The sequence below is a fragment of the Paenibacillus sp. FSL H7-0918 genome (assembly GCF_038007025.1).
Classification (GTDB): Bacteria; Bacillota; Bacilli; order Paenibacillales; family Paenibacillaceae; genus Paenibacillus_AQ; species Paenibacillus_AQ odorifer.
Genome location: NZ_JBBOWJ010000001.1, coordinates 1,575,416 through 1,599,808, shown reverse-complemented (window position 1 = coordinate 1,599,808; position 24,393 = coordinate 1,575,416). Strand labels below are relative to the sequence as shown.

20 protein-coding genes are annotated in these 24,393 nt (G+C 45.8%); 17 read left to right on the top strand and 3 right to left on the bottom strand.

Annotated elements, in window-relative coordinates; genetic code table 11:
• The first annotated feature begins 382 nt into the window (after positions 1–382).
• Positions 383–2,833: a leucine--tRNA ligase gene (gene leuS / locus MHI15_RS07330; protein WP_076303081.1), complete on the top strand. Its 2,451-nt coding sequence runs from the start codon at positions 383–385 to the stop codon at positions 2,831–2,833.
• A gap of 61 nt (positions 2,834–2,894) precedes the next feature.
• Here leuS and comER read toward each other — a convergent pair whose 3' ends face one another.
• The gene (gene comER / locus MHI15_RS07325; RefSeq protein ID WP_036677548.1) at positions 2,895–3,746 is read right to left on the bottom strand and encodes a late competence protein ComER; all 852 of its coding nucleotides are present in this window, start codon (positions 3,744–3,746) and stop codon (positions 2,895–2,897) included.
• Between the two features lie 187 nt (positions 3,747–3,933).
• On the opposite strand from comER, the gene MHI15_RS07320 reads away from it, so the two are divergent.
• From MHI15_RS07320 to MHI15_RS07290, 7 genes are all read left to right on the top strand, one after another.
• Complete coding sequence (locus tag MHI15_RS07320) at positions 3,934–4,635, top strand: ComEA family DNA-binding protein (RefSeq protein WP_341164287.1); 702 nt, start codon at positions 3,934–3,936, stop codon at positions 4,633–4,635.
• 112 nt (positions 4,636–4,747) lie between these two features.
• Entirely contained in the window at positions 4,748–5,266 is a 519-nt protein-coding gene (locus MHI15_RS07315) for a deoxycytidylate deaminase (protein WP_076137388.1), read from the top strand.
• A 120-nt stretch (positions 5,267–5,386) separates the two neighbouring features.
• Complete coding sequence (locus MHI15_RS07310; RefSeq protein ID WP_341164286.1) at positions 5,387–8,062, top strand: ComEC/Rec2 family competence protein; 2,676 nt, start codon at positions 5,387–5,389, stop codon at positions 8,060–8,062.
• 716 nt (positions 8,063–8,778) lie between these two features.
• Positions 8,779–10,842: a glycosyl hydrolase 115 family protein gene (locus MHI15_RS07305; protein WP_341164285.1), complete on the top strand. Its 2,064-nt coding sequence runs from the start codon at positions 8,779–8,781 to the stop codon at positions 10,840–10,842.
• A 178-nt stretch (positions 10,843–11,020) separates the two neighbouring features.
• Positions 11,021–11,515: an RNA polymerase sigma factor gene (locus MHI15_RS07300; RefSeq protein WP_248549489.1), complete on the top strand. Its 495-nt coding sequence runs from the start codon at positions 11,021–11,023 to the stop codon at positions 11,513–11,515.
• On the top strand, positions 11,512–12,630 hold the full coding sequence (locus MHI15_RS07295; RefSeq protein ID WP_076278810.1) for a hypothetical protein: 1,119 nt from the start codon (positions 11,512–11,514) through the stop codon (positions 12,628–12,630). The genes MHI15_RS07300 and MHI15_RS07295 overlap by 4 nt, the downstream gene beginning before the upstream one ends.
• 72 nt (positions 12,631–12,702) lie before the next feature.
• Positions 12,703–13,719 (top strand): LacI family DNA-binding transcriptional regulator, encoded by a 1,017-nt coding sequence (locus tag MHI15_RS07290; protein WP_341164284.1) that lies wholly within the window; start codon positions 12,703–12,705, stop codon positions 13,717–13,719.
• Between the two features lie 511 nt (positions 13,720–14,230).
• Here MHI15_RS07290 and MHI15_RS07285 read toward each other — a convergent pair.
• Positions 14,231–15,181, bottom strand: coding sequence for a sugar kinase (locus MHI15_RS07285; protein ID WP_341164283.1), 951 nt, complete (start codon positions 15,179–15,181; stop codon positions 14,231–14,233).
• Positions 15,182–15,527: 346 nt separating this feature from the next.
• On the opposite strand from MHI15_RS07285, the gene MHI15_RS07280 reads away from it, so the two are divergent.
• The 6 genes from MHI15_RS07280 (at position 15,528) to MHI15_RS07255 (ending at position 20,575) form a co-directional block, all read left to right on the top strand.
• Positions 15,528–16,169, top strand: coding sequence for a bifunctional 2-keto-4-hydroxyglutarate aldolase/2-keto-3-deoxy-6-phosphogluconate aldolase (locus tag MHI15_RS07280; RefSeq protein WP_038572952.1), 642 nt, complete (start codon positions 15,528–15,530; stop codon positions 16,167–16,169).
• A 238-nt stretch (positions 16,170–16,407) separates the two neighbouring features.
• Positions 16,408–16,644 (top strand): hypothetical protein, encoded by a 237-nt coding sequence (locus MHI15_RS07275; RefSeq protein WP_038572950.1) that lies wholly within the window; start codon positions 16,408–16,410, stop codon positions 16,642–16,644.
• Between the two features lie 308 nt (positions 16,645–16,952).
• Positions 16,953–17,501 (top strand): RNA polymerase sigma factor, encoded by a 549-nt coding sequence (locus MHI15_RS07270; RefSeq protein WP_036677530.1) that lies wholly within the window; start codon positions 16,953–16,955, stop codon positions 17,499–17,501.
• The gene (locus tag MHI15_RS07265) at positions 17,498–18,754 is read left to right on the top strand and encodes an anti-sigma factor family protein (protein WP_076129691.1); all 1,257 of its coding nucleotides are present in this window, start codon (positions 17,498–17,500) and stop codon (positions 18,752–18,754) included. Before MHI15_RS07270 ends, MHI15_RS07265 begins: the two co-directional genes overlap by 4 nt.
• A 276-nt stretch (positions 18,755–19,030) precedes the next feature.
• Positions 19,031–20,050, top strand: coding sequence for a DNA polymerase III subunit delta (holA, locus tag MHI15_RS07260; RefSeq protein WP_036677525.1), 1,020 nt, complete (start codon positions 19,031–19,033; stop codon positions 20,048–20,050).
• Between the two features lie 36 nt (positions 20,051–20,086).
• Complete coding sequence (locus MHI15_RS07255) at positions 20,087–20,575, top strand: hypothetical protein (RefSeq protein ID WP_076281207.1); 489 nt, start codon at positions 20,087–20,089, stop codon at positions 20,573–20,575.
• A 158-nt stretch (positions 20,576–20,733) separates the two neighbouring features.
• Here the strand turns inward: MHI15_RS07255 and rpsT are convergent, their stop codons facing one another.
• The gene (gene rpsT, locus MHI15_RS07250; protein ID WP_036677521.1) at positions 20,734–21,006 is read right to left on the bottom strand and encodes a 30S ribosomal protein S20; all 273 of its coding nucleotides are present in this window, start codon (positions 21,004–21,006) and stop codon (positions 20,734–20,736) included.
• Positions 21,007–21,310: 304 nt separating this feature from the next.
• Here rpsT and gpr point away from each other — a divergent pair, with 304 nt between their 5' ends.
• From gpr to MHI15_RS07235, 3 genes are all read left to right on the top strand, one after another.
• The gene (gpr, locus tag MHI15_RS07245) at positions 21,311–22,312 is read left to right on the top strand and encodes a GPR endopeptidase (protein WP_036677518.1); all 1,002 of its coding nucleotides are present in this window, start codon (positions 21,311–21,313) and stop codon (positions 22,310–22,312) included.
• 156 nt (positions 22,313–22,468) lie between these two features.
• Positions 22,469–23,806 (top strand): stage II sporulation protein P, encoded by a 1,338-nt coding sequence (locus MHI15_RS07240; protein WP_341164282.1) that lies wholly within the window; start codon positions 22,469–22,471, stop codon positions 23,804–23,806.
• Positions 23,807–23,841: 35 nt separating this feature from the next.
• Positions 23,842–24,327, top strand: a complete 486-nt coding sequence (locus MHI15_RS07235; protein WP_076185487.1) for a hypothetical protein — start codon at positions 23,842–23,844, stop codon at positions 24,325–24,327.
• Positions 24,328–24,393: the final 66 nt, after the last annotated feature.

Genomic DNA, 24,393 nt, shown 5'->3' with positions numbered 1-24,393 from the left:
CGAGTCGGTTAACGGAACAGAGTGAACTCACCTCGGAGTAACGGTGCAAGTTTACAGGATATCCATAAGAGATAATGGATGTCATGAATGAACCGCCGTCGCCTCACCCCCGCTAAAGGGTGCAAAGTGAGTGGCAGAATAAAGTATATTCAGCCGCTAACTAGGGTGGTACCACGGGAATTATAACCTCTCGTCCCTAGCGATAATACGCTAGGGATGGGAGGTTTTTTTGTAAATATAAGAGAGTATACGTTTCACGCAATACTTCATGTCTTATATTTCCCGCATAAATGCTTACCGTCCTTATATGGACACCGAGGGCGAATATGCTTGGTTAAGAAATAAGAAATCTAAGAAGTAACACTCCAAGGAGGAGCAGACAATGAGCGACAACCAAACAAATAGCATACCCGCTACTGGTTACCGGGCGCAGGCTATTGAGCCGAAATGGCAAAAGTTCTGGGATGAGAACAAAAGCTTTAAGACAGGAGAAGATCCTGAAAAACCCAATTTTTATGCACTGGATATGTTTCCGTATCCTTCAGGTGCAGGACTGCACGTAGGTCATCCAGAGGGTTACACAGCGACGGATATCGTTTCTCGCTACAAACGGATGCGCGGTTTCAACGTATTGCATCCGATGGGCTGGGATGCTTTTGGACTTCCGGCTGAGCAGTATGCGATGGATACCGGCCAGCATCCACGTGATTTTACCGATAAGAACATCGATAATTTCCGTCGTCAGATCAAATCGCTGGGTTTCTCCTACGATTGGGACCGCGAGATCAGTACGACAGATCCGGATTATTATAAATGGACACAATGGATTTTTATCCAGTTGTATAACAAAGGCCTGGCTTATGTAGCAGAAGTACCTGTTAACTGGTGTGAGGCACTGGGTACGGTACTTGCCAACGAAGAGGTTATCGATGGTAAAAGTGAGCGCGGAGGTCACCCTGTCGTGCGCAAACCGATGCGTCAATGGATTCTGAGAATTACAGAGTACGCTGAGCGTTTGCTGGAGGATCTGGAAGAGCTGGATTGGTCCGAAAGCATCAAGGATATGCAGCGCAACTGGATCGGGAAATCAACAGGTGCAGAAGTGAACTTTAACATTGAAGGTCACGAAGCTAACCTGACCGTGTTTACTACACGTCCAGATACACTGTTCGGAGCAAGTTACTGCGTATTGGCACCAGAGCATGAGCTTGTTGATGTGATTACAACTGAAGCACAGCTTGCTGCTGTGGCAGAATATCGTGAAAAAGCTTCACGTAAGAGCGATCTGGAGCGTACGGATTTGGCGAAAGAGAAGAGCGGTGTCTTCACAGGCGCATATGCAATTAATCCTGTGAATGGTGCGAAGGTGCCAATCTGGATTGCAGATTATGTGCTTGCTGGTTACGGAACGGGAGCAATTATGGCAGTTCCGGGTCACGATACTCGCGACTGGGAATTTGCTAAACAATTCGGCCTGAATATCGTGGAAGTCGTTCAAGGCGGCAACGTTGAAGAAGAGGTTTATTCCGGAGATGGTCCGCATGTCAATTCTGATTTCCTGAATGGACTCAAGAATGAAGAAGCGATTGCTAAGATGATTGCTTGGTTGGAAGAGAAGGGCGTAGGTAAAGGCAAAGTAACCTATCGTCTGCGTGACTGGCTGTTCAGCCGTCAACGCTACTGGGGAGAGCCCATTCCAATTCTGCATTTGGAAGACGGCACAATGAAGACTGTTCCGGTGGATCAGCTGCCGCTGGTACTGCCAGATGTAGAGGCAATCAAACCTTCGGGTACAGGGGAATCTCCACTTGCGAATGTAACAGAGTGGGTGGAAACTATCGATCCTGAGACTGGCATGAAGGCTCGCCGTGAGACGAACACCATGCCGCAATGGGCGGGCAGCTGCTGGTATTACCTGCGTTATATTGATCCGAAAAACGATCAAGAGCTTTGCTCCCCTGAGAAGCAAAAAGCATGGCTTCCAGTAGATCTGTATATTGGTGGAGCAGAGCATGCCGTGCTTCACTTGCTCTATGCACGTTTCTGGCACAAGGTGCTTTATGATCTCGGCGTAGTTGAAACAAAAGAACCTTTCCATAAGCTGGTTAACCAAGGTATGATTCTTGGAAATAATAATGAAAAAATGAGTAAATCACGCGGAAATGTCATCAACCCTGATGAGATTGTGGAAGCATTTGGTGCAGATACGCTGCGTGTGTATGAAATGTTTATGGGCCCTCTGGAAGCAACCAAACCTTGGAATGAAAAGGGTGTAGAAGGAGTTCACCGTTTCTTGTCCCGTGTATGGCGCCTGTTCGTGAGTGAAGATGGTAAGCTGAGCACCAAAATCACAGCAGACGGTGGCACTGACGAGTTCAAACGCACTTGGCACAAGACCATTAAGAAGGTCACTGATGATTTCGAGCATCTGCGTTTCAATACCTCAATTAGCCAATTGATGATTTTTATTAACGATGCTTATAAGCAAGAAACTTTGTCCCAAGAAGCTGCTGAACACTTCGTACAAATGTTGTCACCACTGGCGCCTCACATCGCTGAAGAGCTGTGGCAGCTGCTCGGTCACGAAGGAAGTATCAGCTACGTGGCTTGGCCAACGTATGATGAAGCATGGACGGTGGATGCTGAGGTTGAAATCGTTATTCAGGTAAATGGTAAAATCGTACAACGCGCATTGATCCCGCAGGATATGGGTCAAGAAGAGATGCAAGCTCATGCGTTGTCACTCCCGAATGTGAGTGCAGCAGTAGAAGGTAAAACCGTACGCAAGATCATTGCGGTTCCTGGCAAGCTTGTAAATATCGTAGTGGGTTAAGCGAAGAACGCAATATTGCCCGCAGCAACGGAGAATTCCGTGCTGCGGGTTTTATTGTTTTCTAACGGTCTACGGGACTTTGAATAATACCGTCATGCCCAAATAATGCATCCAGCTTGGTAACATCCTCATCGTATTTATCATGGGTAGTCATGATGAGACGTTCGAATACGCCCTCAAGGCTAATGCGAAGATGGTTCAGTGCCTCTGCGGTAATCCCACCACGGACAGCTACACGTTCTTGAAGCTCTTGCGGGGTGAATTCTCCTTCTGTTAGCAGCTTGCCTGTTCCAAGCAGCATTTCACCTGCAAGCCGGCTGATTAACGTCTCTTCAATCCCGGTAACTTCCACCGCAGCTTCAATCCAGCGTTCAATGAAATAGCTCAAGAACGCAGGTCCGCAGCTGGAGAAATCAGAAGCGATTCGGGTATGGGCCTCTTGAATTTCCAAAGGAACACCTATGAAAGACAACAGCTGCAGCAGCACGAGCCTGTCTTCTTTATTAAGCCTGCTGCCAAATATGCACAGTGATGTCCCACTTTTGACACAGTGTGTAATGCTGGGGATGATCTTGGCTATTTTGGACGGCAAAGCGGATTCCAGATGTTGCAATTGAACGGGACTTGTAATGGATACGACGATTTGATCGCTACGGAGATAAGGGCCGATCTCATCTGTTAAGGTTTTGAATTCCAGCGGTTTTACACATAAAAAAACAATGTCACTTCCAGTCGCTGTTTCACTATTGCTTCCGCATAAGTTTATGCCGGGATGACGATCTTCTAGCTCCAGCAGTTTATTCAGACTGCGGTTGCTGGCGAGTACATCGCACGGATTCAGGGCTCCGGAAGAAAGAAAGGCGTCAATCAGCAGGCTGCCCATGCTGCCTGTTCCGATAAATCCAACTTTCACCTGTGGTTCCTCCTTTCTAGCGTTGCTTATTTACTAACTGACATGAATGCTCTTCGTTATATGTATGCAGGATAGACTTGGACAGATGACAGGTTTTGTATGAATTATTAAAGGAGTTTCCAGCCGCAGGAATGTATGAAGATTCACAAAAAGGCATAAGAAGAATTTTTGCGAGGAGGAAAGTAATATGAATAAAGGAAGTATCGTACTCGGAGTGGCTGCTGCTGTAATAGGAAGTGGGCTTTTATGGGCGGCAGGGAGCAAGGGCGATTCCGGGATTGCCGGGTGGGAGACTTTGAATGTTGGTATGGAGCAAGCGGTTGGAATCGCTGAGTCTGGTGGCGCTCCAGCTGCTGGGGGCAGTGAGGGAGGTCATCAGACGAAGGGAAATAAGCTACATTTAGAGAAAGATGCAGGGCAGGCTGAAGCTGCTGGGAATGCTGAAGACGGTGAGAAGGTTAAGGTGGCTGCGCAAGCAGAACAAGCTGTCCAAACTTCGGCAGATGAAAAAGCTTCGACAGCAGTTGCGGGGGAGAGAGCAGAAGGAGCGGGCCAAACGCCAATGGCAGAAGGCCAAACACCAGCAGGGGCAGAAGTTCAAATGCCAAACATTGCAGGGAAGCAAACGCCGGCAGGGGATAAAGTTGTTGCGGCTAAGGAGACAACTGAGCTTTCCATATCAGCAGCTTCACAGGAAGGTAAAGTAAATGTGAATACTGCGGGTGTTAAGGAGCTGATGGATCTTCCGGGCATCGGAGAAAAGAAGGCTCAGGCAATTATGGATTACCGCAACCGTGCAGGGACCTTTCGCAGCCTGTCTGATCTGGGGAAGGTAAAGGGGATAGGACCTAAAATGCTGGAGAAGTTAAAAGCTTTAGTAATATTTTGAAGATAATAAGAAATGAAGATCGTTGGAAGTGCCACAACCGTTGTCCTAGTGAAAACTTGCGGGGATGTGCTACAATAGTTAACAACTATTTAGAAGGATATGGAGATTGATTATGACTACTGCCTATCGTAAAGACTGGGATACTTATTTCATGGACATTGCCTGTATGGTCTCAACTCGTTCACGTTGCTCACGACGACATGTAGGTGCTGTACTGGTGCAAGGCAAGAAGCTGCTTGGTACCGCGTACAACGGGGCGCCAATGGGCGTACCTGATTGCTCAGAGGCAGGTTGTATGCTCTCGGAGCAATATGAGATGGAGATCGTGGATGGCGTAGAGACTATGGTGAAGAAACAGCGCTGCATTCGCACGATTCATGCCGAACAGAATCTTTTGCTATTCACAGACCGGATTGACCGGGAAGGCAGTACCGTCTACGTGACGGATGAGCCTTGCTGGACCTGTGCAAATATGCTGGCTAATAGCGGTATTGTGGAGATTGTGTATTATCGTCCTTACCGTAAGGATATGGAAAAGGTAGAAGCAATGATGGCTGCCAAAGGCATCGTATTTCGCCAATTGGAGAACTATGAGCCGCCAAGTGAAACGATGATTAAAGTAGCGGAGTAGCTGTATTGTACAACCCTAATTGAATAAGATGGCTTGAGGAAGAACCTCTCGTGCGCTTTTATGGCGTATGCAGAGGTTCTTTTTTTTTGTTAAATCTTGCGAAAGGAGGAGAGTGGAGGCATGAAGGAGAGACCCTTATTAAGTTTTACAGTGTGCTGGATTGCTGGAAGCGCAGCAGCGTGTTTAGGTTCAGGGTTTAGAACGTGGTTGGCGTGGGCTGGTTTATTAATTTTACTGGTTAGTATGAGAGTTTGGGTGAACATGAGCTGGAAACAGCTGGCGATATTTTGTTTGGCGATTAGTTTATCCGCTGGATATTGGGAATGGAATGAAGGCCGTAATTTAAGTCACCTGCCTGAAGCGCTAGGGAGATTATTGTCGGAGTTGAATGAGACTGCCGTGGAGGCTAAGGGGACGATAGTTTCCGTTGTGGAACGGGACGGGGACCGGGTTGATTTCACGATGAAGCTCTCAGAGTTATTGTTGATTACTGAGGAAGATGCCGCTTCACCTGATCCGCGGGATGAACAAGATAAAAGAGTGCATGGGGAGTTAATTATGGTGCAGATCAAACTTCTTGCCGAGCAAGAAATCGCTATTGCTGCGGAGTGGCGCAGAGGGGATCAGGTGTCGCTAAACGGTGTACTAGAAGAGCCAGCAACAGCGCGGAATTACGGAGGGTTTGATTATCGGGCCTATTTGCATACGCAGAAGATTCACTGGCTTCTAAAGAGTCAAGGTGCAGAAAATGTGCAAGCAACTGCTCCAGATTCATGGAATCCGTTAATGATCTTACGCTGGAATGATAAAGCGCGGGCAATTCTTGGAGCGGAGACGGATCGGCTGTTTCAAGCGCGCCACTCTGGATATATGAAGGGTTTGGTGATTGGGATGCAGGATGATCTCGATCCGGATACCTTTAAGCAGTTCTCACAACTTGGTTTGACACATATCCTCGCTATTTCAGGTATGCATGTTGCGGTGTATGTTGGTGTTCTTTTATTTATATTCAGGCGCTTACGGATGACAAAAGAAACCACGCTAACAGTCACCTTAGTGCTCGTTCCTGTATACGTCCTGTTGACAGGTGCGGGTCCGTCTATCGTGCGTGCGGGATTAATGAGTATGATTGCATTGCTCGCTGCACGAGTTGGCATGCTGAAGGATGGACTGAATATTTTGGCTGCAGCGGCACTGGTTATGCTGATTTGGAATCCTTACATGCTGCTCAGTGTCAGTTTCCAGTTGTCGTTTCTGGTGACCTTAGGATTAATGGTCTACGTTCCGCTTATGGACCCTCTGCTGAGCGCACTGCCACGCTGGCTTAAAAGCGCCGTCTCTGTGACTCTAGTTGCCCAGTTGGTCTCATTTCCATTGACGATTTATTATTTTAATCAATTTTCTCTCCTGTCTTTAGTGGCTAATCTGGTTTTTGTGCCCTTTATTACTTTTATCGTATTGCCGTTAGGAACGCTTGCGCTAGTGCTTGGACGATTGTGGGGAGATGCCGCGATTTTTTTGGCACATATTACGGAGCTGCTGAATAACGTTACTTTTTATGCGGTTGAATGGATTAATGGTTTTGCTGGTGGAGTTCTGATTTGGCGCTCGCCTTCACTGCTGTGGATTGGAGTGTATTATGTCTTATTGTATGGGCTGTTGTATGCTGCCAAGCTAAGAGTAGAAGCCCGCGCAACACCTCAGTATATGGAGGATGAGACGAGGCCGTTAGCTGAGATTGGTTTATCTGTGAACAAGCACGGCGGGTTTGGGGGAACGGGGAGCGCACAGTATTTTTTGGATGAACCTAAGATTGTACGTTGGAGCGGAGCGATTGTTCTACTATCTGCGGTTGGACTGGGCCTAATGCTGTACAAGGGTTATCAGTCAGAACGTCAGGCGGGTAAAGGGACGATTAGTTACCTGGATATCGGGCAAGGCGACAGTATCCTCATCACTACACCAAAAGGAGCTCATATTCTTGTAGATGGTGGAGGAACGTTAAATTTTGGGCAAAAAGAAGAATGGCGCATTCGCCGCAGCCCGTTCGAGGTAGGGGCTAAAGTGTTGGTGCCTTTGCTTAAAAAACGTGGGATCCACCGTCTGGACGCGATTATTTTGACTCATGGGGATCAGGATCATGCCGGGGGACTCCAAGCCGTTATGGAGGCGATTCCGGTTTCGGCACTGCTTTTTAATGGCACACTCGCTGACCGTGAATCTTATATGGAGATGATGCGGACTGCGCTGGAGAACAATGTTCAACTGTATGCCGTACATCAGGGAATGAGGCTTTCCCCGGATGATAAGACGGAGCTGTCCTTTTTATGGCCGGAAGAACAAGATAGAGAGGGAGCAGCGTCAGGTTCTTCTATGCTGAATAGCATCCCACTGCTGGAGGATCAGAACCACGATTCTGTAGTTTTTCGTCTAGAGATGAACGGAAGAAATTTTCTGTTTACCGGAGATATGGATCTGGAAGCCGAGGACGAGATTGTGCAGCAAGCCCTGCAAAAGCGCATTAACGCAGGACCTGTCATTGACGTTTTGAAAGTAGCTCACCATGGGAGCAAAACTTCAACAGGCGAGTCTTGGCTGCAGTTTTGGCACCCAGCCGCTGCTGTAATTTCTGCAGGAGTAAATAATCTATATGGTCATCCGAAAGCTGAGGTATTGGAACGTTTGAAAGCTAATCAAGCTGCTATTTATAGAACGGATCAGCAGGGAGAGATTCAGATGCGTGTGCGGGCCGAAGGGATTATTGTGCGTCATAAGTTGGCGGAGGGAGCGGATTAGGGAGGTAGTCGAGTAATGTGATTGAGCGCTGGGTGGTGTATGTTAATTTTCGCAGACTCTATAAAGTCCCTTTAAAGCCCCTTTAAGGCCCCTTTAAAGCTCCTTTCGTGGTCTTTTACACCACTATAAAATCTAAAACCTTGTATAGTTGCACTTTGTGCAATAGATCGCACCTTAAAGTAGCTGAATCTTCATTTAGTTGCACTTTGTACACTTAAAATCTGGAAAAACACCTATTTTTCTAAATTTGAGCAGAAATAGTTGCATGAAGTGCAACTAAATCACTTTATGAGCTGGAAAGATCTTTTTTAGTTGCACAAAGTGCAACTAAACGCTCCATATGAACATATCAAAGCACCTGAGTTACATATTATCGTTGTAGCGATACTAACTTTCACATAAGTTCCTGTTACTTGCTGATGATCCCAGTCCATTTGTTCTAGCACCTGCTGTTCTAAGTATGTAACTGTTGTCCCTGTCTAGCACCAGCTGCTCTAATGCTAGTAACTGTTGTCCTTTCTAGCACCAGCTGCTCTAATCCAGTTGCCGCTGTCCTCCTCCAGTAATTATTACGCATGCACAATCTATGTAAACGCTTTATAATAGAGATGAAAGATTCTGGTAAACTCTATGCTTACTTAAACTATGTTGCAAAGTGCGGTGGTGAGAAGCTTGTGTCCTCCGTGTTTTGTAGCGAATTAGGAGATGAAGCGATAGTGAATACATATGCAGAATTTAGAGTCACAACGGAAAGTGTATATGATGTTCAAGTGGAACGCAGTAATCCAATTGGATATGCTTGGCGGATGATCGCCAGGGATCATGAGCAGGTGTTCGGAAAAGCTCCGGTACAAGGAGCAGCAGCTACTGTAATTATTCGTTATGCGACAGAGGATGATGGCTGCCCGGAATGGGCGGAGGGTTTTTGTTTGCGTTTTACAGGTAGTGAAGAGGATCGGATCTTGCATATTATCGGCCGCGATGAATTGGGCATTATTTATGGGATGCTTCATTATAGCCGCCACGTGCTTGGTGTCGATCCCTTCTGGTTCTGGGCGGAGCTTCCTCCTGTTAAGAAACATGCGATCAATTTACCTATTTCTGATTACAACAGCATTCAGCCAAAGGTACGCTACCGAGGTTGGTTCGTGAATGATGAAGTGTGTCTTATCGGCTGGAAGGAGGATTATCCTCCGACGGCGGAGGTATGGGAGCCTGTTTTTGAAGCGCTGCTGCGCTGTGGTGGAAATATGGTAATCCCCGGGACGGATTTGCCGAGAGACGGAGTTCATCATCAGCTTGCGGTGGATATGGGACTGTGGATCACACATCATCATGCGGAGCCGCTTGGCGCGCAAATGTTCCTGCGTGCTTTTCCGGGCAAGCAGGCTAGCTATAAAGAATATCCAGAATTATTTGAACAGCTGTGGAGAGAGGCCATTGAGCGGCAAAAAGATGAAAAAACACTCTGGGTGCTCTCTTTCCGCGGACAGGGTGATAAACCTTTTTGGGAGAATGATCCCTCTTTTGATACTCCGGAGAAACGGGGCGATTTGATCTCATTTGTAGTTCGCAAGCAATACGATATGATCTGTGAATATGTGGACCAGCCTGTGTGCTGTATGGCGATGTACGGAGAAATTGCGGAGCTGTATAAACAAGGAAAGATCGAAGTGCCAGAAGGTGTTATTAAAATATGGGCGGATAACGGATACGGTAAAATGGTGTCGCGACGACATGGCCATCTGAATCTGCGCGTGCCTGCTCTACCCGAGGCAGGAGATCAAGGCAAAAACGGGGTATATTACCACGTCACCTTCCACGACTTGCAGGCCTCCAATCATCTAACACAATTCCCAACGGATCCGTCCTTTATAGTGGAGGAATTACAGGGGGCATTTGCGGCAGGGGCTAGTGAATATCTGCTAGTGAATTCAGGGAATATTTTGCCTCATCTCTATACATTAGATCTGACAGCAAAGTTGTGGATGGATGGAACAGCAGATGCTGATGAACAGCTTCAGACCTTCGTTAACCGTTTCTACACAGCGCAGCAGGGGCGAATTGCACAATTGTACAAAAGCTACTTCAAAAACACCATAGTATATGGTCCTAATGCTGACGACCGCGCAGGCGATGAATTCTATCATCATCCGGCAAGGCAGATTATAGGGCATTGGCTGCAAAATAAGACGGAGAGCGATGAGCGACTGCGCTGGGCCGCAGGGGATGTTCCTTTTGTAGAGCAGGTTCGATGGTTCAGGGATCGAGCTGAGCGAGTTGTACTAGTCTGGTATCTGCTGCGAAAGCAGTGCCTAGAGGTGATGGAACTTTTACCCGAAAAAGAGCGAAACAGGCTGCATGTTCAACTGCTAGTTCAAATTGAGCTGCATTGGAGCGGGTGCAGAGGATTATCCTCTCTTTGCCAGGCGTATATGTGTTACCAAGAAGAGCGATTTCCAGAGGCGTTTATCGAAGCTTCTCATGCGGTTTGGGATTATAAGGAGGGCCAGCAGGCTCTTTTACGGGCAGAGATCGGCCAGTGGGAGCATTTTTATCGGGCTGATTGGTTGACCAATATTGCCAACACTATAGATCATGTAGAAACGGCCCGTAAATTTTTGCGGATTCAGGGGGATAGTCCGGATATGTTTTTATGGTATAAGGAATATTTGATGCCCGAGACCGAAAAGCATATCTATCTGGAAAATACGCATCGTAATCCGTTACCGGACGATGAGCTTGCACGGCGGCTACAGGAGAAATTCAGCTCTCTTTAAAAAATATCCACACACCACTAGTGAACGCTTAAACGTTCATCGGTGGTGTTTTTTTATGAATGACCTATTTTTTATTTTAGAGGGAACTTTTTCAAATTTGGAAAGTCTTATTAGGCAAGGGGTGAGGCGAAACATGCTAAGCGAAGATATACCATATACAGCAGCGTACGCGCCCGCAATGAGTTTGCGGGAAATGATGGAGGCGTATGGCTCGGATGTGTGGAATTATGCTTTTTTCTTAACTAGAAGTCGAGAGCAGGCAAATGATATCAGCCAAGAAGTGTTTTTGAAGGCGTACAAGAATGTTGGGAAATACCGGGGGCAATCTTCGATGAAAACCTGGCTGCTTACGATTACCAGAAATACGGCCTTCAGTTGGAGCAAAAATAGCTTTTGGCGCAGATTCATAGCTTTGGGTGATCAACCTACTGCTGTTAATGCACCTTCTGCGGAAAAAGAAGCCCTTGGCAATCAGTATGCGAACCGGATCTGGGAAATTATTATGACCCTTCCAGAGAAGAACAGAGAGGTGCTTGTGCTAGATATTCAACATGGATTATCCATTGCCGAAATGTCAGATTTGCTGAATGTAGCACAAGGAACCGTGAAATCTCGGCTCGCGCGGGCGAGAGAGAAGGTTAAAGAGGCTATCCAGAAGGAGGAGAGGGAATGAAACGCAACGCCGATGATAGTAATCCAGTGATGATCGGGCAGACGGATTGGTATGCGCAAGCAGGCAAAAATCCTTTCATTGAAGATGGTTTTACGCCTGAGTTAATGATGCGGATCGAACAGGCTGCTGCGAATAAAAGTTCAGCTTACAAACGTTATTGGATAAATAAAAATGTGGTGTTGACCAGTCTGGCTACGATTTTGTTGATAGGTGCGCTTACCTTCCCTATGGGCATATGGAAAAACACAGGGCCAATCCATTCGTCATCCGTTCAGTCACAAGGCGCAGGCATACTGCCTTCTTCTAGTCCTGCAACTAATGATAAAGCGATAGAGCCTCCGACAAGTCCAGTAGAATTTGAGATTAGCGGTAAGAAATACTACATGCCTTTGCCAATGAACAGAGATAAGAGTAAAGCGTATGCCGTTGAGACAACAGCGGGAATCCTTTGGTCGCCGCCACCCCCGATGGTGGACTACAAGAAGCCAAAGTACACACATCCTACAGAACCGTTCACTCTTTACCTGAGCTCGAAGGACCAGACGGAATTATCGGCTTCTTCAGCTACTAGGATTTATACTTTACCTCTTTTTGCAGGAGGGGCAAGTACTTATCAATATTTGAGTGGATTTTTTGGAGCGGGCGATTACGCTCTGCTATTTACCTATACGAAGACTATAGGTTCAGGCATTATGGAGAATGGTAGATTTTTTATTCTAAATGTTAAAAAAGCAGCGACAGGAGAATCAGTGGTACCGAAAGAGCTTACGTCCTTTGATTGGGAGCTATTAGAATATAAGTCAATAATCGCAGTGGATAAGGAGCATGACCAGATCGTATTTAGTTACCTAGAATACCCGGTAGATAAGACATACCAAGACAAAACAGTGCTTTATGATATGGAGACCTTAAGCATTCAAACACCTGCATCGACCATTGGATTTAGAGACATTAATGGACAATCGTTAACCATGGAATATGAGATGAATGGAGAACTTTATAAAGCTGATATTCTTACGAAAGGTGGACCAGGGTGGTTAGATGAAGATTGGGCATTTTTATCAGAAGAGCGACAAAATGAGCTGTATCAGGAATTTTACAGTCAGACTCCCTAGTAGATAAATCACTAAATAAAAGCTATACTTTTTGATAAAGTATTTTCTTTTGAGAAGAGTGGAGCCGAAGCGATGAAGAAGTTAACGATTGATGATGTGGCTCAAAAAGCGGGAGTTTCGAAAAGTACGGTCTCCCAATTTTTGAACAAACGTTTTAAATATATGAGCGAAGCGACGAAAAACCGGATTGAGGCCGTAATTGAGGAGCTTAATTATCAGCCAAATGGTCTGGCGCGCAGTCTGAAGCAGAACCGGACGCATATGGTCGGGATCATCGTAGCTAATATTGACTACACGCTGTCAATCCAATGTATCCGGGCGATTGAGAATGAGCTGCAGTATCACGGAATCCAAGTGATCATATGCAACGCAGATGAGAATGCGGAGAAAGAAAGCAAATATGTAGAAACCTTAATCGCTCGTCAGGTGGATGGGCTGATTATTTTTCCTACAGGGAATAACCCGTCTGCCTATAGCAAGCTGGTAGAGGCTGAATTCCCGCTAGTCTTTATGGATCGTCTGGTAGATGGAATCACCACGCAGAGTCTATTGCTGGATAATGAAATGGCGGCAAAGATAGGCGTAGGGCAGCTAATTCAGCAAGGCCATGAGCGGATTGCTCTGGTGTCCCTTCCAATTGGGGAGCATGCGATTACCCCTCGGAAAGAGCGGATTAGTGGCTACAAAAAAGCGATGGAAGAAGCGGGCATAACGCTGCGTGAGGAGTATATTTGCAGTGTATCCAAAGAGGAATTAGCTTCGGGGCTGGAACACTTATTAGCACTGCCGGAGCCGCCAACTGCACTGCTGGCTACGAACGACATCACACTAGCGGAAATTCTGAAATATGCGAATCGAAATGCCATCTCTATTCCAGAACAGTTGTCGGTCATCGGGATAGATGATGCGGAATTCGCGCAAATTTATAATCCGGTCATTACGACAATCCGTCAGCCTGCTTACGAGATGGGGATGCAGGCTGCCAAGATTATACTCTCTTGTATCGAGGATAAGGGAGCTTCTGTTCCAATTACATATCGTTTCCCGCCGACCTTGCAGCAAGGGCAGTCGGTGAAGTCTTACAAATAAGTTTGAACTATAAAAAGGGGAGTGCCCAGCAGCTATTTCTTAGCTTGTTGGGCACTCCCCCTTTTATTGGACCTAAGTTTATCTAAACACTAAACTTGGGTTTGATTGGGTAATATTTTCGCGTAGGAAGTCACTATCGGACTCAGCTGACCTTATATGCGGTATAATCCCATATTTGGAGTACTATCGGACCCCATCGCAGCTATCGGCATGGAAAACATGCTAAATGCCCTTTTTCATAAGGAATAGTGTCACTGGAGTCCGAAACTACGCCGCAAAGGTAAAAAAATTGCAAATAGCGTCTTTTGGGTCCGAAAGCCCTGAGGTAAGTGATTACACTGCTGAAGTATAGCAATAGCAATAGCAATAGCAAAAGCTTAGCATAGCAAAGCCAAAGCCAAAGCCAAAGCCAAAGCCAAAGCATAGCCATAGCAGCCAATCAGCAACCCAAAAAGCAGAGCAGCGCTCCTCCAATAACGGAGAGTCGCTGCTCTGTGTCTTTTTGCGATTATTAGACTTCTTGTTGCATAAACTTCGCAAGTTCCTCACGGATGGGAAGTCCGTCCATATCGCCTGGCGACATGACGGCTAACGCACCGATCGCATTGCCGCGTTTGACGGCCTCAGCAATCGGAAGCTTTTCCAGCATCGCACTGATTACGCCAACCGCAAATCCATCACCTGCACCCACCGTATCAACAACCTGCTCCACCTTGAATCCGTCCACGTAACCTTCCCCAGCAGAGGATTTATAGTAAGCGCCTTCAGGGCCAAGCTTGATGACGACTAAGCTTACGCCACGCTCCAGGTAATAGTCTGCAATCTCTTCGGGTGTGCTCAGTCCGGTAAGGATTTTACCTTCACCGAGTCCCGGCAGGAACCAGTCGCAGCGTGTAGCCAGATCATTGATGGTACTCACCATTGTTTCTGTATCCGGCCATAAGCTAGGACGCAGATTAGGATCCAGAGAGATCGTCTTTCCTTTACTCTTCATAAATTCCATAGCGTGAATAGAAAATTCATGACAGCTCTTGGACAAAGCGGCGGAGATACTTGTAACATGCAGATGTCCTGCGGAATTGAAGTAGGCCTCGTCGAAATCCTCCAGACTAAGCGTGGAGGCCGCGGAGTTTTTGCGGAAGTATTCGACCTTTGGATCGCCGGTAACCACTTTCGATTTGATAAGCATGCCTGTTGAATACTCTTTAGTAAAAGTAATATTGTCCGTATTAATGTTCTCGTTCTTCATCGCCTGAGCAATGAATGTGCCAAAGTTATCTTCGCCGAGCTTCGTAACATAACCTGTAGGATGATTCAAACGCGACAAGCCTGTAGCCACGTTGCTTTCTGCACCTGCTAATGCTTTGGAGAACGAAAATACTTCATGCAGAGGACCGGCCTCATTCGCATAAAACATCGCCATCGGCTCCCCGAAAGTGACGGCATCCAGCTGTTTACTCATTTTTAGTTCCTCCTAGGGTAATGATTTTATCCCAGTATAATGATTTGTAATTTGAAATTATCACATAAATCGGTTTTGTACAATAAAAGAATGATTGTTAACCAAAAAACTTTTTTCGTAAAAAGAAAATAATGTTTCCATAAACCCTTGTTTTATAAAGGTTTTTCTTAGGTTTTATTACTTATTTCCACCTGACGTAATAAAAATGTATTGACTGTTAATCGTATTGTTATTACTATTTCCTTATAGAACAAAACGCAATAATTAGTAAATTTAATAAAAAAGTTTATCTAAAAAAGTATTTCCTGTTTATCTATGATCGTACCAAGAGAAAGGGAGTCTACTGATGAAGAAAATGAAAGTATTGCAGAATGTGGCATCCGTCGGGGTTGTAGCGGTTATTCGAGCAGATAGTGCTGAGGAAGCTTTTAAGATGTCCGTTGCTTGTATAGAAGGCGGTCTAAATAATATTGAGGTAACTTTTACTACACCAGACGCGGATGTGGCGATTAAGAGATTGGTTGCTGAGTACGGAAGTCGTGCGGTGATTGGCGCCGGAACTGTCTTGGACCCCTTAACAGCTAGAATAGCCATTCTTGCAGGTTCAGAGTTTGTCGTTAGTCCCTCCTTTGAAGTGGAGACAGCTAAGATGTGTAATCTTTACGGCATTCCCTATATGCCTGGTTGCATGACATTAAATGAAATGAAGGAAGCGCTGAAGTACGGCGTGGATGTGCTTAAATTGTTCCCTGGCAGTGCTTTCGGTCCGGATTATGTAAAAGCGGTTAAAGGTCCTATGCCACATGTAAATATTATGCCGACCGGTGGCGTGGATTTGAACAATATGGAGAAGTGGATTGCAAACGGCTGCATGGCTGTGGGCATTGGGGGGAATTTGACTGCACCGGCGAAGAATGGCCGATATGATCAGATTACCGATCTTGCTGCCCAATATGTGGCGAAGTTTAAAGAGATAAAAGGGATTTAATGTATAGTTCGAACGGAGATTGAAATCCAGATTCGCGTTTTTATTTATAGGCTGTGTGGCTGACAGACGTTGGCCATGCAGCCTTTTTATGTTGATTTTCTTTGAGCTGTCCATATTCCTTTTATTCTATGCTTTTTAGAAAGTATAGAATCGGGATAAAGATAATAAACTATATAATAGAAGAGTAGTGATACATGGACTGAACGTCAGGATTTATTATCCAGCCGGGAGTGAGTATATGCCTGCTTATAATGATAAAAAGCTGTATCAAGCAGCGGATGAAGATGATGCTGAGTACGTAGAAATTGAGTCGGCATTCCATGGTTGTAAGGTGACGGAAGGGCAGATCTACAGATTAGAGCGCAATTACAATAACCCTCAATTATTTGAGAATGGAGAAGCCTATGTGGTGGATGATGAGACTAGGGAAAACTACGCGGTCTTCATGCTCTGCAAAATTGCGCTCTATAAATAGAGTTTCTTGCTCGATACCGGAGGGTAATATTTAAGACAGACGGCTTCATTTCCGACAAGGGGATAGGCCGTTTCTTTTGATGTCATTTTTGTTACTAAGATAGTGAAAAAGAGTATTTGAATGATTGTTGTTTCCCCTGTATGCTTAGTAGGAATTATTGGCTGTGCAATGCGGGATAGCGCGTTGTAACGGCTGGCTTAACATGACGTTCTAAGAAAAGTTTGGTATTCTAAAAATATTAATTACACGGTTGCAACAAATTCGCAGTCTTGCGCGTCAGTAAGATTGCATAGAGAGGGGGAACCTTCGTGGTGGAGCAGGGACTCATCAGAGCCGCTCAAGCGGGCGATCGCGACGCTCTAATCACCCTATTGCGAGAAATTGAAGGACATGTATATAAAACGGCCTTCTACATTTTGCATAATGAACAAGATGCGTTAGATGCATCTCAGGAAGCCTTGATCCGGGTTTATACAAAAATCGGCTCATATGAGGAGAAGGCCCAGTTCAAAACGTGGGTTCAGCGAATCGTCACTAACATTTGCATTGATAAATTCAGAAGAACTAAACCTACAGTTTCTATTGATGAACATGAAATGGTGTTTCAGGATAAACACAATGTGGAACGTGAGGTTCTATCCTCTTATTTAGCTGAGGATATACGCGAAGCGATTGATCAATTGCCCGAGCATCATCGGACAGTCATCGTCCTGCGCTATTTACAGGATTTTTCTTACAACGAGATTGCAGATTGTCTGGATTTGCCCTTGAATACAGTGAAATCGTACTTATTTCGGGCTAGACAGCAACTGCAGAATAGACTTCAGGAGTACCAGAAAGGTGGTGTATCGGGATGAAATGCGCGGAGGTGATGGAATGGATGCACCGCTATTTAGACAAAGATTTGAGTCAAGATGAGATTGTTGAGATGTTCCGTCATATCGATAATTGTCCTTCCTGCGCGGAAGTCTTTGAGCGCCTGACACTTCTCTCCAATGAATTGGAGCAGTTGCCAGACGTGAAACCCCCGTTTAGTCTGGTTGACTCTATTTTACCTCAGCTTGCAGAATTGGATCGAAGCAGTCGTGAACAAAGTGCTGTGAGATCTGAGGAGCCGGTTGTTGTTCCATTTTCACGTGAAAGCTCCCGCGGTAAACCTTCCAAGGGAACCTCTATAGCAACACGGACAGGCATTGGAGCTATTGCAGCTGCCGTTCTATTAGGGATCGCAATATTTAATATGCCCGATAAAATGCCTGGGGCAGAAGTAGAACAAAGGATGCAGGATAGTGCTAAAACAGCCAGCGATGATACTAAGGATACAGCAATGGAATCACAAGCTTCTATTACTGCTAACTCTGATGGAGCTTCACCTGCAGCTGGTGGAGAGAACGAGGGCGCTGCCCAGTATAAGACGGATGCAACAGAGATGAACGAAGATAACGCCGCTTTAGATAGAGCGACGGGACCAGTGGACCCTACCTCGATGCCAAGTGCACCGGCGGATGCAGCTGATGCGGGAGCTGGAGCTGGAGGGCGGTCGATCACCGAACCGCCTCAAAGCGCAGATCCTAAGCCTACAGAGAAAATTGTTTCGCCAAAGCAGGATGTCGCCACGAAATCTCAAAATTCAGATTCTAGTAATGCCAGTAGCAATCAGCTAAAGGTGGATAATAAGGAGCAAACTGCTGATATGAATTCAGACAGCGCAGCTGATTCTGCTCCGCTGATGGAGGATTCTTTAAAGATTCCTTATGACTATGGACGGGAAGTTATGAGCTTAAGCAGTTCTGATGAATCTAATGTGCAGACCTGGACTTCCCCTGATGGTCAGTATGCTATAGAATTTGTTGGGCTGCAGCTTGTGATTTATAAGAAGTCGCCAGCGGGCTCAACGGAAGAACGGTTAGCCGTAAACTCTTATCCGCTGGAAGGAAATTGGATTTCTGGTGAATGGTCTGCGGACAGCTCGAAGTTTACGTACGTGACTGAAAAAGATGGTGTGAATGTAACCAAGGTGTACACTGTACAGGAAGCAGTTTCTTCAAGTCCGGCTGCATCCCCTGGGGCGACACCAACGAACACTCCAACCTCATCTTCAACAAATTAAAGTGGGGTTGGAACTTTTTTCGAAGTTTCTGAATATACTATATCAACAGGACAGGAACTAGAAAGTATAGGTTTTGCAGAACATCGGTATGACCGCCGGATGCGGAGTTTCTAGAGCTTCGCACTCCGTCGTTTATATAGATGCGCCGCTTAAACGGAGAGGCTTTGGCCATGGCTGCCAGAGTTTCTCCGTTTTTGCATGCATTTTTGTAGTTTTTTTTGCTACAATAGAACTCTGGACAAAATGGGCTAGATGAATGGAAAAGGAAGTGGCGGGATGGATGCCAAAACGGCGATAAAAGAAATCAAACAAGGGAAGATCTCACCGTTATATGTTTTATATGGCAGTGAGAAATTTCGAATGAATGAATTCACGGCACTGCTGGAAGAACAGCTGATTGCTAAAGAGGATCGTGATTTCGCAGTTATTCCCTTTGATCTCTCTGAGACGCCGGTGCAGGCTGTGGTAGAAGAAGCGGAGACTGTGCCATTTATGGTAGAACGTAAATTATTGCTGGTGCGGGATGCCTCGTTATTTACAGCGGGCAAAGAAAATGCCAAACTGGAGCATCGTATAGATCTTTTAAGTGACTATTTGCAGCATCCTGTAGACTTCAGTGTAATCGTCTTTATGGTGAATAATGATAAGCTGGATGAGCGTAAAAAAATTGTGAAGACTGTCAAATCAGTGGGCACAGTATTAGCCTTTAATCCGCTGGGAGCAGAAGAGCTGCTGCGCTGGGTGGAAAAAGGAATTCGTGAGCGGGGTTGTGTAATGGCACCTGGCACGGCAGAAATTCTTATAACGAATGCAGGCACAGGCTTGCAAGGTTTATCTGCAGAGATGGACAAGCTTTGTTTATTTGCTGGTAAGGGCGGCACTGTGGATGCGGGGGCCGTAGAGAGTCTGGTACACCGTGGTACAGAACAAAATGTGTTTACGCTTGTTGAGGATATCGCTAATCTGCGTCTTGATAAGGCACTTGATACCTTATATGAGCTGCTGAAGCAGCGTGAGGAACCGATCAAGATCGCAGCGTTGGTTGCGCGGCAGTTCCGCATTATTTTGCAGGTTAAGGATTTATCAGCACATAGTTATTCGCAGGGACAGATTGCGTCACAGATCGGATTGCATCCATATGCGGTTAAGCTTGCTGGGGAGCAGGCCCATAAGTTCTCCAGTGAACGATTGCGGCAAATCTTAAGTGCATTGGCGGATCTGGATTATAAAATGAAAACAGGGGCTATAGACAAAGTGCTAGGGCTGGAGCTGTTCATGCTGCGTTTAGGTGTCTGAGCTAAGAAGGGGAAAAGTATTGGAGATGATCTGACTATGAAAAGAATATTTCAATATTCGGCACTGCTGTTACTCGTTCTATTAATTAGTTCCTGTGGCAAAACGGATACTAATTCACCGTCAGGTTCAGCTTCTGAGTCGCCTGCGAATTCGAATACCTCTGCAGATGCACCTTCTTATTTTGGGGAATGGAGTGTACAAGGTCTAGTAGGTTCTACACCTGTCTCGGCAGCGGAGGATGAAAAGCTTATTGGCATGCGGGTAACTTATTCGCAAGAAAAGGCATCTTTTGATAAAGATGAAATTATGAACCCTGAATATAAAGAAGAGAGCATTACAAAGGATGACTTTTTTAACGAATACAGAAATGAATTAAGTGACCTTGGCATCGAGACGGAATCGGTTAAGACGGTATCTATAAATAATTGGACGAATCCCGGCAGCAGTTTTATTGTTAAAGACGATCAAACGATGATTTTTTTATGGGATGGTAACTATTATGAAATGAAAAAAGAGAATAAATAAATGAAAGAAGACCGCCTCTCTGAGGCGGTCTTCTTTCATTTAATAAACATCTCTTAAAAGTAACTAATACTACTTATTATTAATTAATAGACACAAAAAAACCTAACCGTATGAAGCATAGCGGTCAGGTTCTTCAATTGCTCATTATGAATGTCGTCTTAGGCTTGAGCCGTAAGAGCGTTCAATTTCTTCGCCAAGCGGGATTTTTTGCGGGCAGCCGCATTTTTATGAACCAGACCTTTACTTACGGCCTTGTCCAGCTTTTTGGAAGCAGCTAGGAAAGCAGCTTGAGCAGTTTCTACTTCCGTACCAGTCAGAGCTACATCAGCAGTTTTCACAGCTGTACGAAGCGCGGATTTTTGGGAAGCATTCAGTGCACGGCGTTTTTCGTTCGTGTTTACGCGTTTAACCGCGGATTTAATATTTGGCATTGCATTCACCTCCTGTAAGACATTCGAAATCATTATCAAATGATTCACAACTTAAAATAGTTTAGCATGACCGGTAGCAAAAAGCAATACTTAAAGCTTTCAAATTAAACCTCCGTATCCTGCATAAACATTGGCTTTCTCTCGCACACTATCGACAAAAGAGCATAGGCAGAAGCTTGCCAAATGAGGATGAACTCATGGAAGTGTATGCTTACAAAACTAAGCAGCCGCTTTCGAAGTGAGTTTTGTTCGAAGTAATTCATGGAAGTGTATGCTTACAAAACTTTTAGGAGGCTGGTACACAATGGAACCGGATCTGCAGCTATATTCTGTGCGCACCGATTTGGCATTAGAGGCAAAGGAAATGGCTCAAGGCCCACAAAGAACGCCGATCCCTGGTGTGAACGAAGAAGTGGAAGAGTCTGATGGGATTAAAGTGACCCGTCTTGGTGTAGCTAATGCTGCCGGATCGCAGGCAATAGGACGCGCAATTGGCAACTATGTAACCCTTGAGGTACCTGCTCTGCGTGGCGGAGATACAGGCTTGCAGCAAAAGGTGGCAGAAGTTTTTGCCCGCGAATTTGAGGACTTTTTGATCAGAATTGGGATTGGCAAGGATGCATCTGTGTTGATTGTTGGTCTTGGTAACTGGAATGTTACACCGGATTCACTGGGTCCGTTGGTGGTGGAGAACTCACTCATTACGCGGCAGTTCTATGAGCTGGTTCCGGATCAGATCTCCCCTGGTTATCGTAAGGTGAGCGCTATTGCTCCTGGAGTGCTTGGGCTGACTGGAATTGAGTCGAGTGAAGTCGTGCAGGGAATCGTGGATCGGACGAAACCTGAGCTTATTATTGCCATAGATGCGTTGGCATCCCGGTCACTGGAGCGTATCAATACGACGATTCAAATTGCCGACATTGGGATCCATCCCGGTTCGGGGATTGGCAACAAGCGACGTGGATTAACCCAAGAAATTCTGGGTGTTCCTTGTATCGCAATCGGAGTGCCCACTGTCTGCTATGCCTCAACTATTGTGAATAATGTGCTGGAGATGATGAAAAATCACTTCGGGCAAGGAGCAAACCATACGAAGGAAATCATGGGGATGCTGGACGATATCTCTGAGCAGGAACGCTTGTCATTAGTGAAGGAAGTGCTTGAACCTCTGGGGCACGATTTGATCGTCACTCCCAAGGAAATCGATGAATTTATTGAAGGGATCGCGAATATTGTGGCCAGTGGTCTGAATGCGGCTTTACATGATGCGGTTGATCCTGAGAATGTTGGCGCGTATACCCACTAACTGAATTATGGTTTGTTTAGCCCGGCGGGATGCTGAATTAAGGTATCCTGTACGGGCTTTATGTCTATTCTCTCATTTTCGGTTCTAGTATTGCTCTTGCGCTCATAGATTTGGAGTATAAGAGATTACAGAGGGCTGGAGGAGGACATAACTACAATGAATAAAAAATGGTTTCAGCTTTGGAACATCGGCCGTTTAAGGGGAAAAATGCTGGATGTTTTATCGCTGGGGAGAACGATGCTGCTGTTGGCCGGAGGTTCACTAGTATTTTTTATGCTGCTTGGAGCCGGTGGATTGGCCGGACAGAAGCTTAGCTCTTCACCCATTCCTTCAATGAAGGGGCTTGCCGCCTCCCTGTCCAGTGGTTTTTTCATGGAGCTGCTGGGGATGGAGGTGCCGCATTTACCGCAGGGTAAAGAGCCATCCGCTTTTTCAGGTGAAAAGGTAACTTCTTTCGTATTTCAGTTGCTGACCAGCGTGAATCCAGGCGACCCTAAGAGTCTAGTCTCTCGTGAAGTGCCGGGGATGGCGGCGGATGATCCATTTCTTTTGCGGAAAGGTTCAGGTGGATCTACAGGAGCACCAGTGGATTATCATCCTGGGACTGATGAACTGGCTGAGGGTGGTGAAGATGCAGAAACTTCTGTTCCGGACGAAGGGGACAAGCATGGAGATACTACAACACAGCAGCCTGAAGCGACGGTTGCACCATCCCCTGAACCATCAGCGGAGGAAGGGACGGATAAGAGTGATCTGCAAAGCGGCACAGACAGCACTAAGGATACCTCGATCAAACGGATTCTAATCTATCATTCACATCCTAGAGAGGCCTACAACCCTCTGTTAGGGGCAGCAAATGAAAATCCCAGCTCCGGAGTTTCAACTAAAAATGTAATGCTGGTAGGATCATATATTACGAAAAGACTGGAACAGCTCGGGATTGGTACGGTTCATGCCAAAGAAGATTTTCCAACCAAAATCACCGACTATAACTGGAACTTTTCCTATAAATATTCCCGGATCTTGGTTAAATCAGCACTCAGCGCAAATGAGGAAATGGATAGTTTTATCGACATTCACCGCGATTCGCAGCGTCATAACAAAACAACAGCTGTTATTGACGGGAAAAGCTATGCACAGGTCTATTTTATCATTGGACATGCAAATAAAGACTGGAAGAAGAACGAAGAGTTTGCCAATAAGATTCATCAACAGCTTGAAAAGAATTACCCGGGAATATCTCGTGGGATATGGGGAAAAGCTGCGGGTAAAGGAAATAACGGGGAGTACAATCAGACCCTCTCTCCTAATAGTGTTTTGATTGAAGTGGGCGGAATTGATAATTCGGCTGAGGAATTAAAGCGTACGGCTGATATTTTGGCGGATGCTATCGCTGATGTTTACTGGAGCAGTCATGACGCTGAGAAGGTGAACGCACCTGAAAAAGTGGCGAATCCCACTACAACACCAAAGAAATCAAACGGAGCTTCTTAAAATAAATTACCAAGGATTAAAAAGGAGTGGTGTACATGTCGCGTTTTGGAAAAAAACTGGTTATGGTCGGGATTTGGGCAGGGATTGGCATCCTCTTAGGGATGCAGTTCGGCGGAAGCGGTGGTTCAACAGTCTCTAAGATTCTGCCCGGCTGGAATGCCAGCCCGACTACACCCACCAGTCAAGTAACAGGCATGCAGCCACAGCCACAACTGCAAAAGAATGGTGTGACACAGGGTGGGCAGACTTATGTATATGTGCCAATGGTGATCGATCCTGTCACAGGTGCATATACGGCCGTCTCTCCTTTGCCTCAAAATAGCAATACAACGCCAGCCGCAGATCCTCCTCAGCAAGTTGTGGATGATTATAGTACGAAATCTCCGGAGCAAATTCTAATTCCTGAGGAGCAAAAGCCTACAGTTGATGTTCTGGCAGATAAGACGGCAGGTCTCTTGCAGCAGGCTTCCCAGAAGGGAATCCGCTGGGTAGTTTCATTGTTCGCTTCGGCAGAAAATTAACAGCAAATTTAGAAGAAACGGTTATTTCACGGGATCGTGTATAGCTGTTTCTTTTGTTTTGGGCCA

Coding starts and splice junctions, on each gene's coding strand:
- MHI15_RS07275 (WP_038572950.1), top strand. CDS start 16,408: ATGCCTGCTTATAATGATAAAAAGCTGTATCAAGCAGCGGATGAAGAT.
- leuS (WP_076303081.1), top strand. CDS start 383: ATGAGCGACAACCAAACAAATAGCATACCCGCTACTGGTTACCGGGCG.
- rpsT (WP_036677521.1), bottom strand. CDS start 21,006: ATGCCAAATATTAAATCCGCGGTTAAACGCGTAAACACGAACGAAAAA.
- MHI15_RS07310 (WP_341164286.1), top strand. CDS start 5,387: ATGAAGGAGAGACCCTTATTAAGTTTTACAGTGTGCTGGATTGCTGGA.
- holA (WP_036677525.1), top strand. CDS start 19,031: ATGGATGCCAAAACGGCGATAAAAGAAATCAAACAAGGGAAGATCTCA.
- MHI15_RS07280 (WP_038572952.1), top strand. CDS start 15,528: ATGAAGAAAATGAAAGTATTGCAGAATGTGGCATCCGTCGGGGTTGTA.
- MHI15_RS07290 (WP_341164284.1), top strand. CDS start 12,703: ATGAAGAAGTTAACGATTGATGATGTGGCTCAAAAAGCGGGAGTTTCG.
- MHI15_RS07235 (WP_076185487.1), top strand. CDS start 23,842: ATGTCGCGTTTTGGAAAAAAACTGGTTATGGTCGGGATTTGGGCAGGG.
- MHI15_RS07320 (WP_341164287.1), top strand. CDS start 3,934: ATGAATAAAGGAAGTATCGTACTCGGAGTGGCTGCTGCTGTAATAGGA.
- MHI15_RS07300 (WP_248549489.1), top strand. CDS start 11,021: ATGAGTTTGCGGGAAATGATGGAGGCGTATGGCTCGGATGTGTGGAAT.
- MHI15_RS07240 (WP_341164282.1), top strand. CDS start 22,469: ATGAATAAAAAATGGTTTCAGCTTTGGAACATCGGCCGTTTAAGGGGA.
- MHI15_RS07295 (WP_076278810.1), top strand. CDS start 11,512: ATGAAACGCAACGCCGATGATAGTAATCCAGTGATGATCGGGCAGACG.
- gpr (WP_036677518.1), top strand. CDS start 21,311: ATGGAACCGGATCTGCAGCTATATTCTGTGCGCACCGATTTGGCATTA.
- MHI15_RS07265 (WP_076129691.1), top strand. CDS start 17,498: ATGAAATGCGCGGAGGTGATGGAATGGATGCACCGCTATTTAGACAAA.
- MHI15_RS07315 (WP_076137388.1), top strand. CDS start 4,748: ATGACTACTGCCTATCGTAAAGACTGGGATACTTATTTCATGGACATT.
- MHI15_RS07255 (WP_076281207.1), top strand. CDS start 20,087: ATGAAAAGAATATTTCAATATTCGGCACTGCTGTTACTCGTTCTATTA.
- MHI15_RS07285 (WP_341164283.1), bottom strand. CDS start 15,181: ATGAGTAAACAGCTGGATGCCGTCACTTTCGGGGAGCCGATGGCGATG.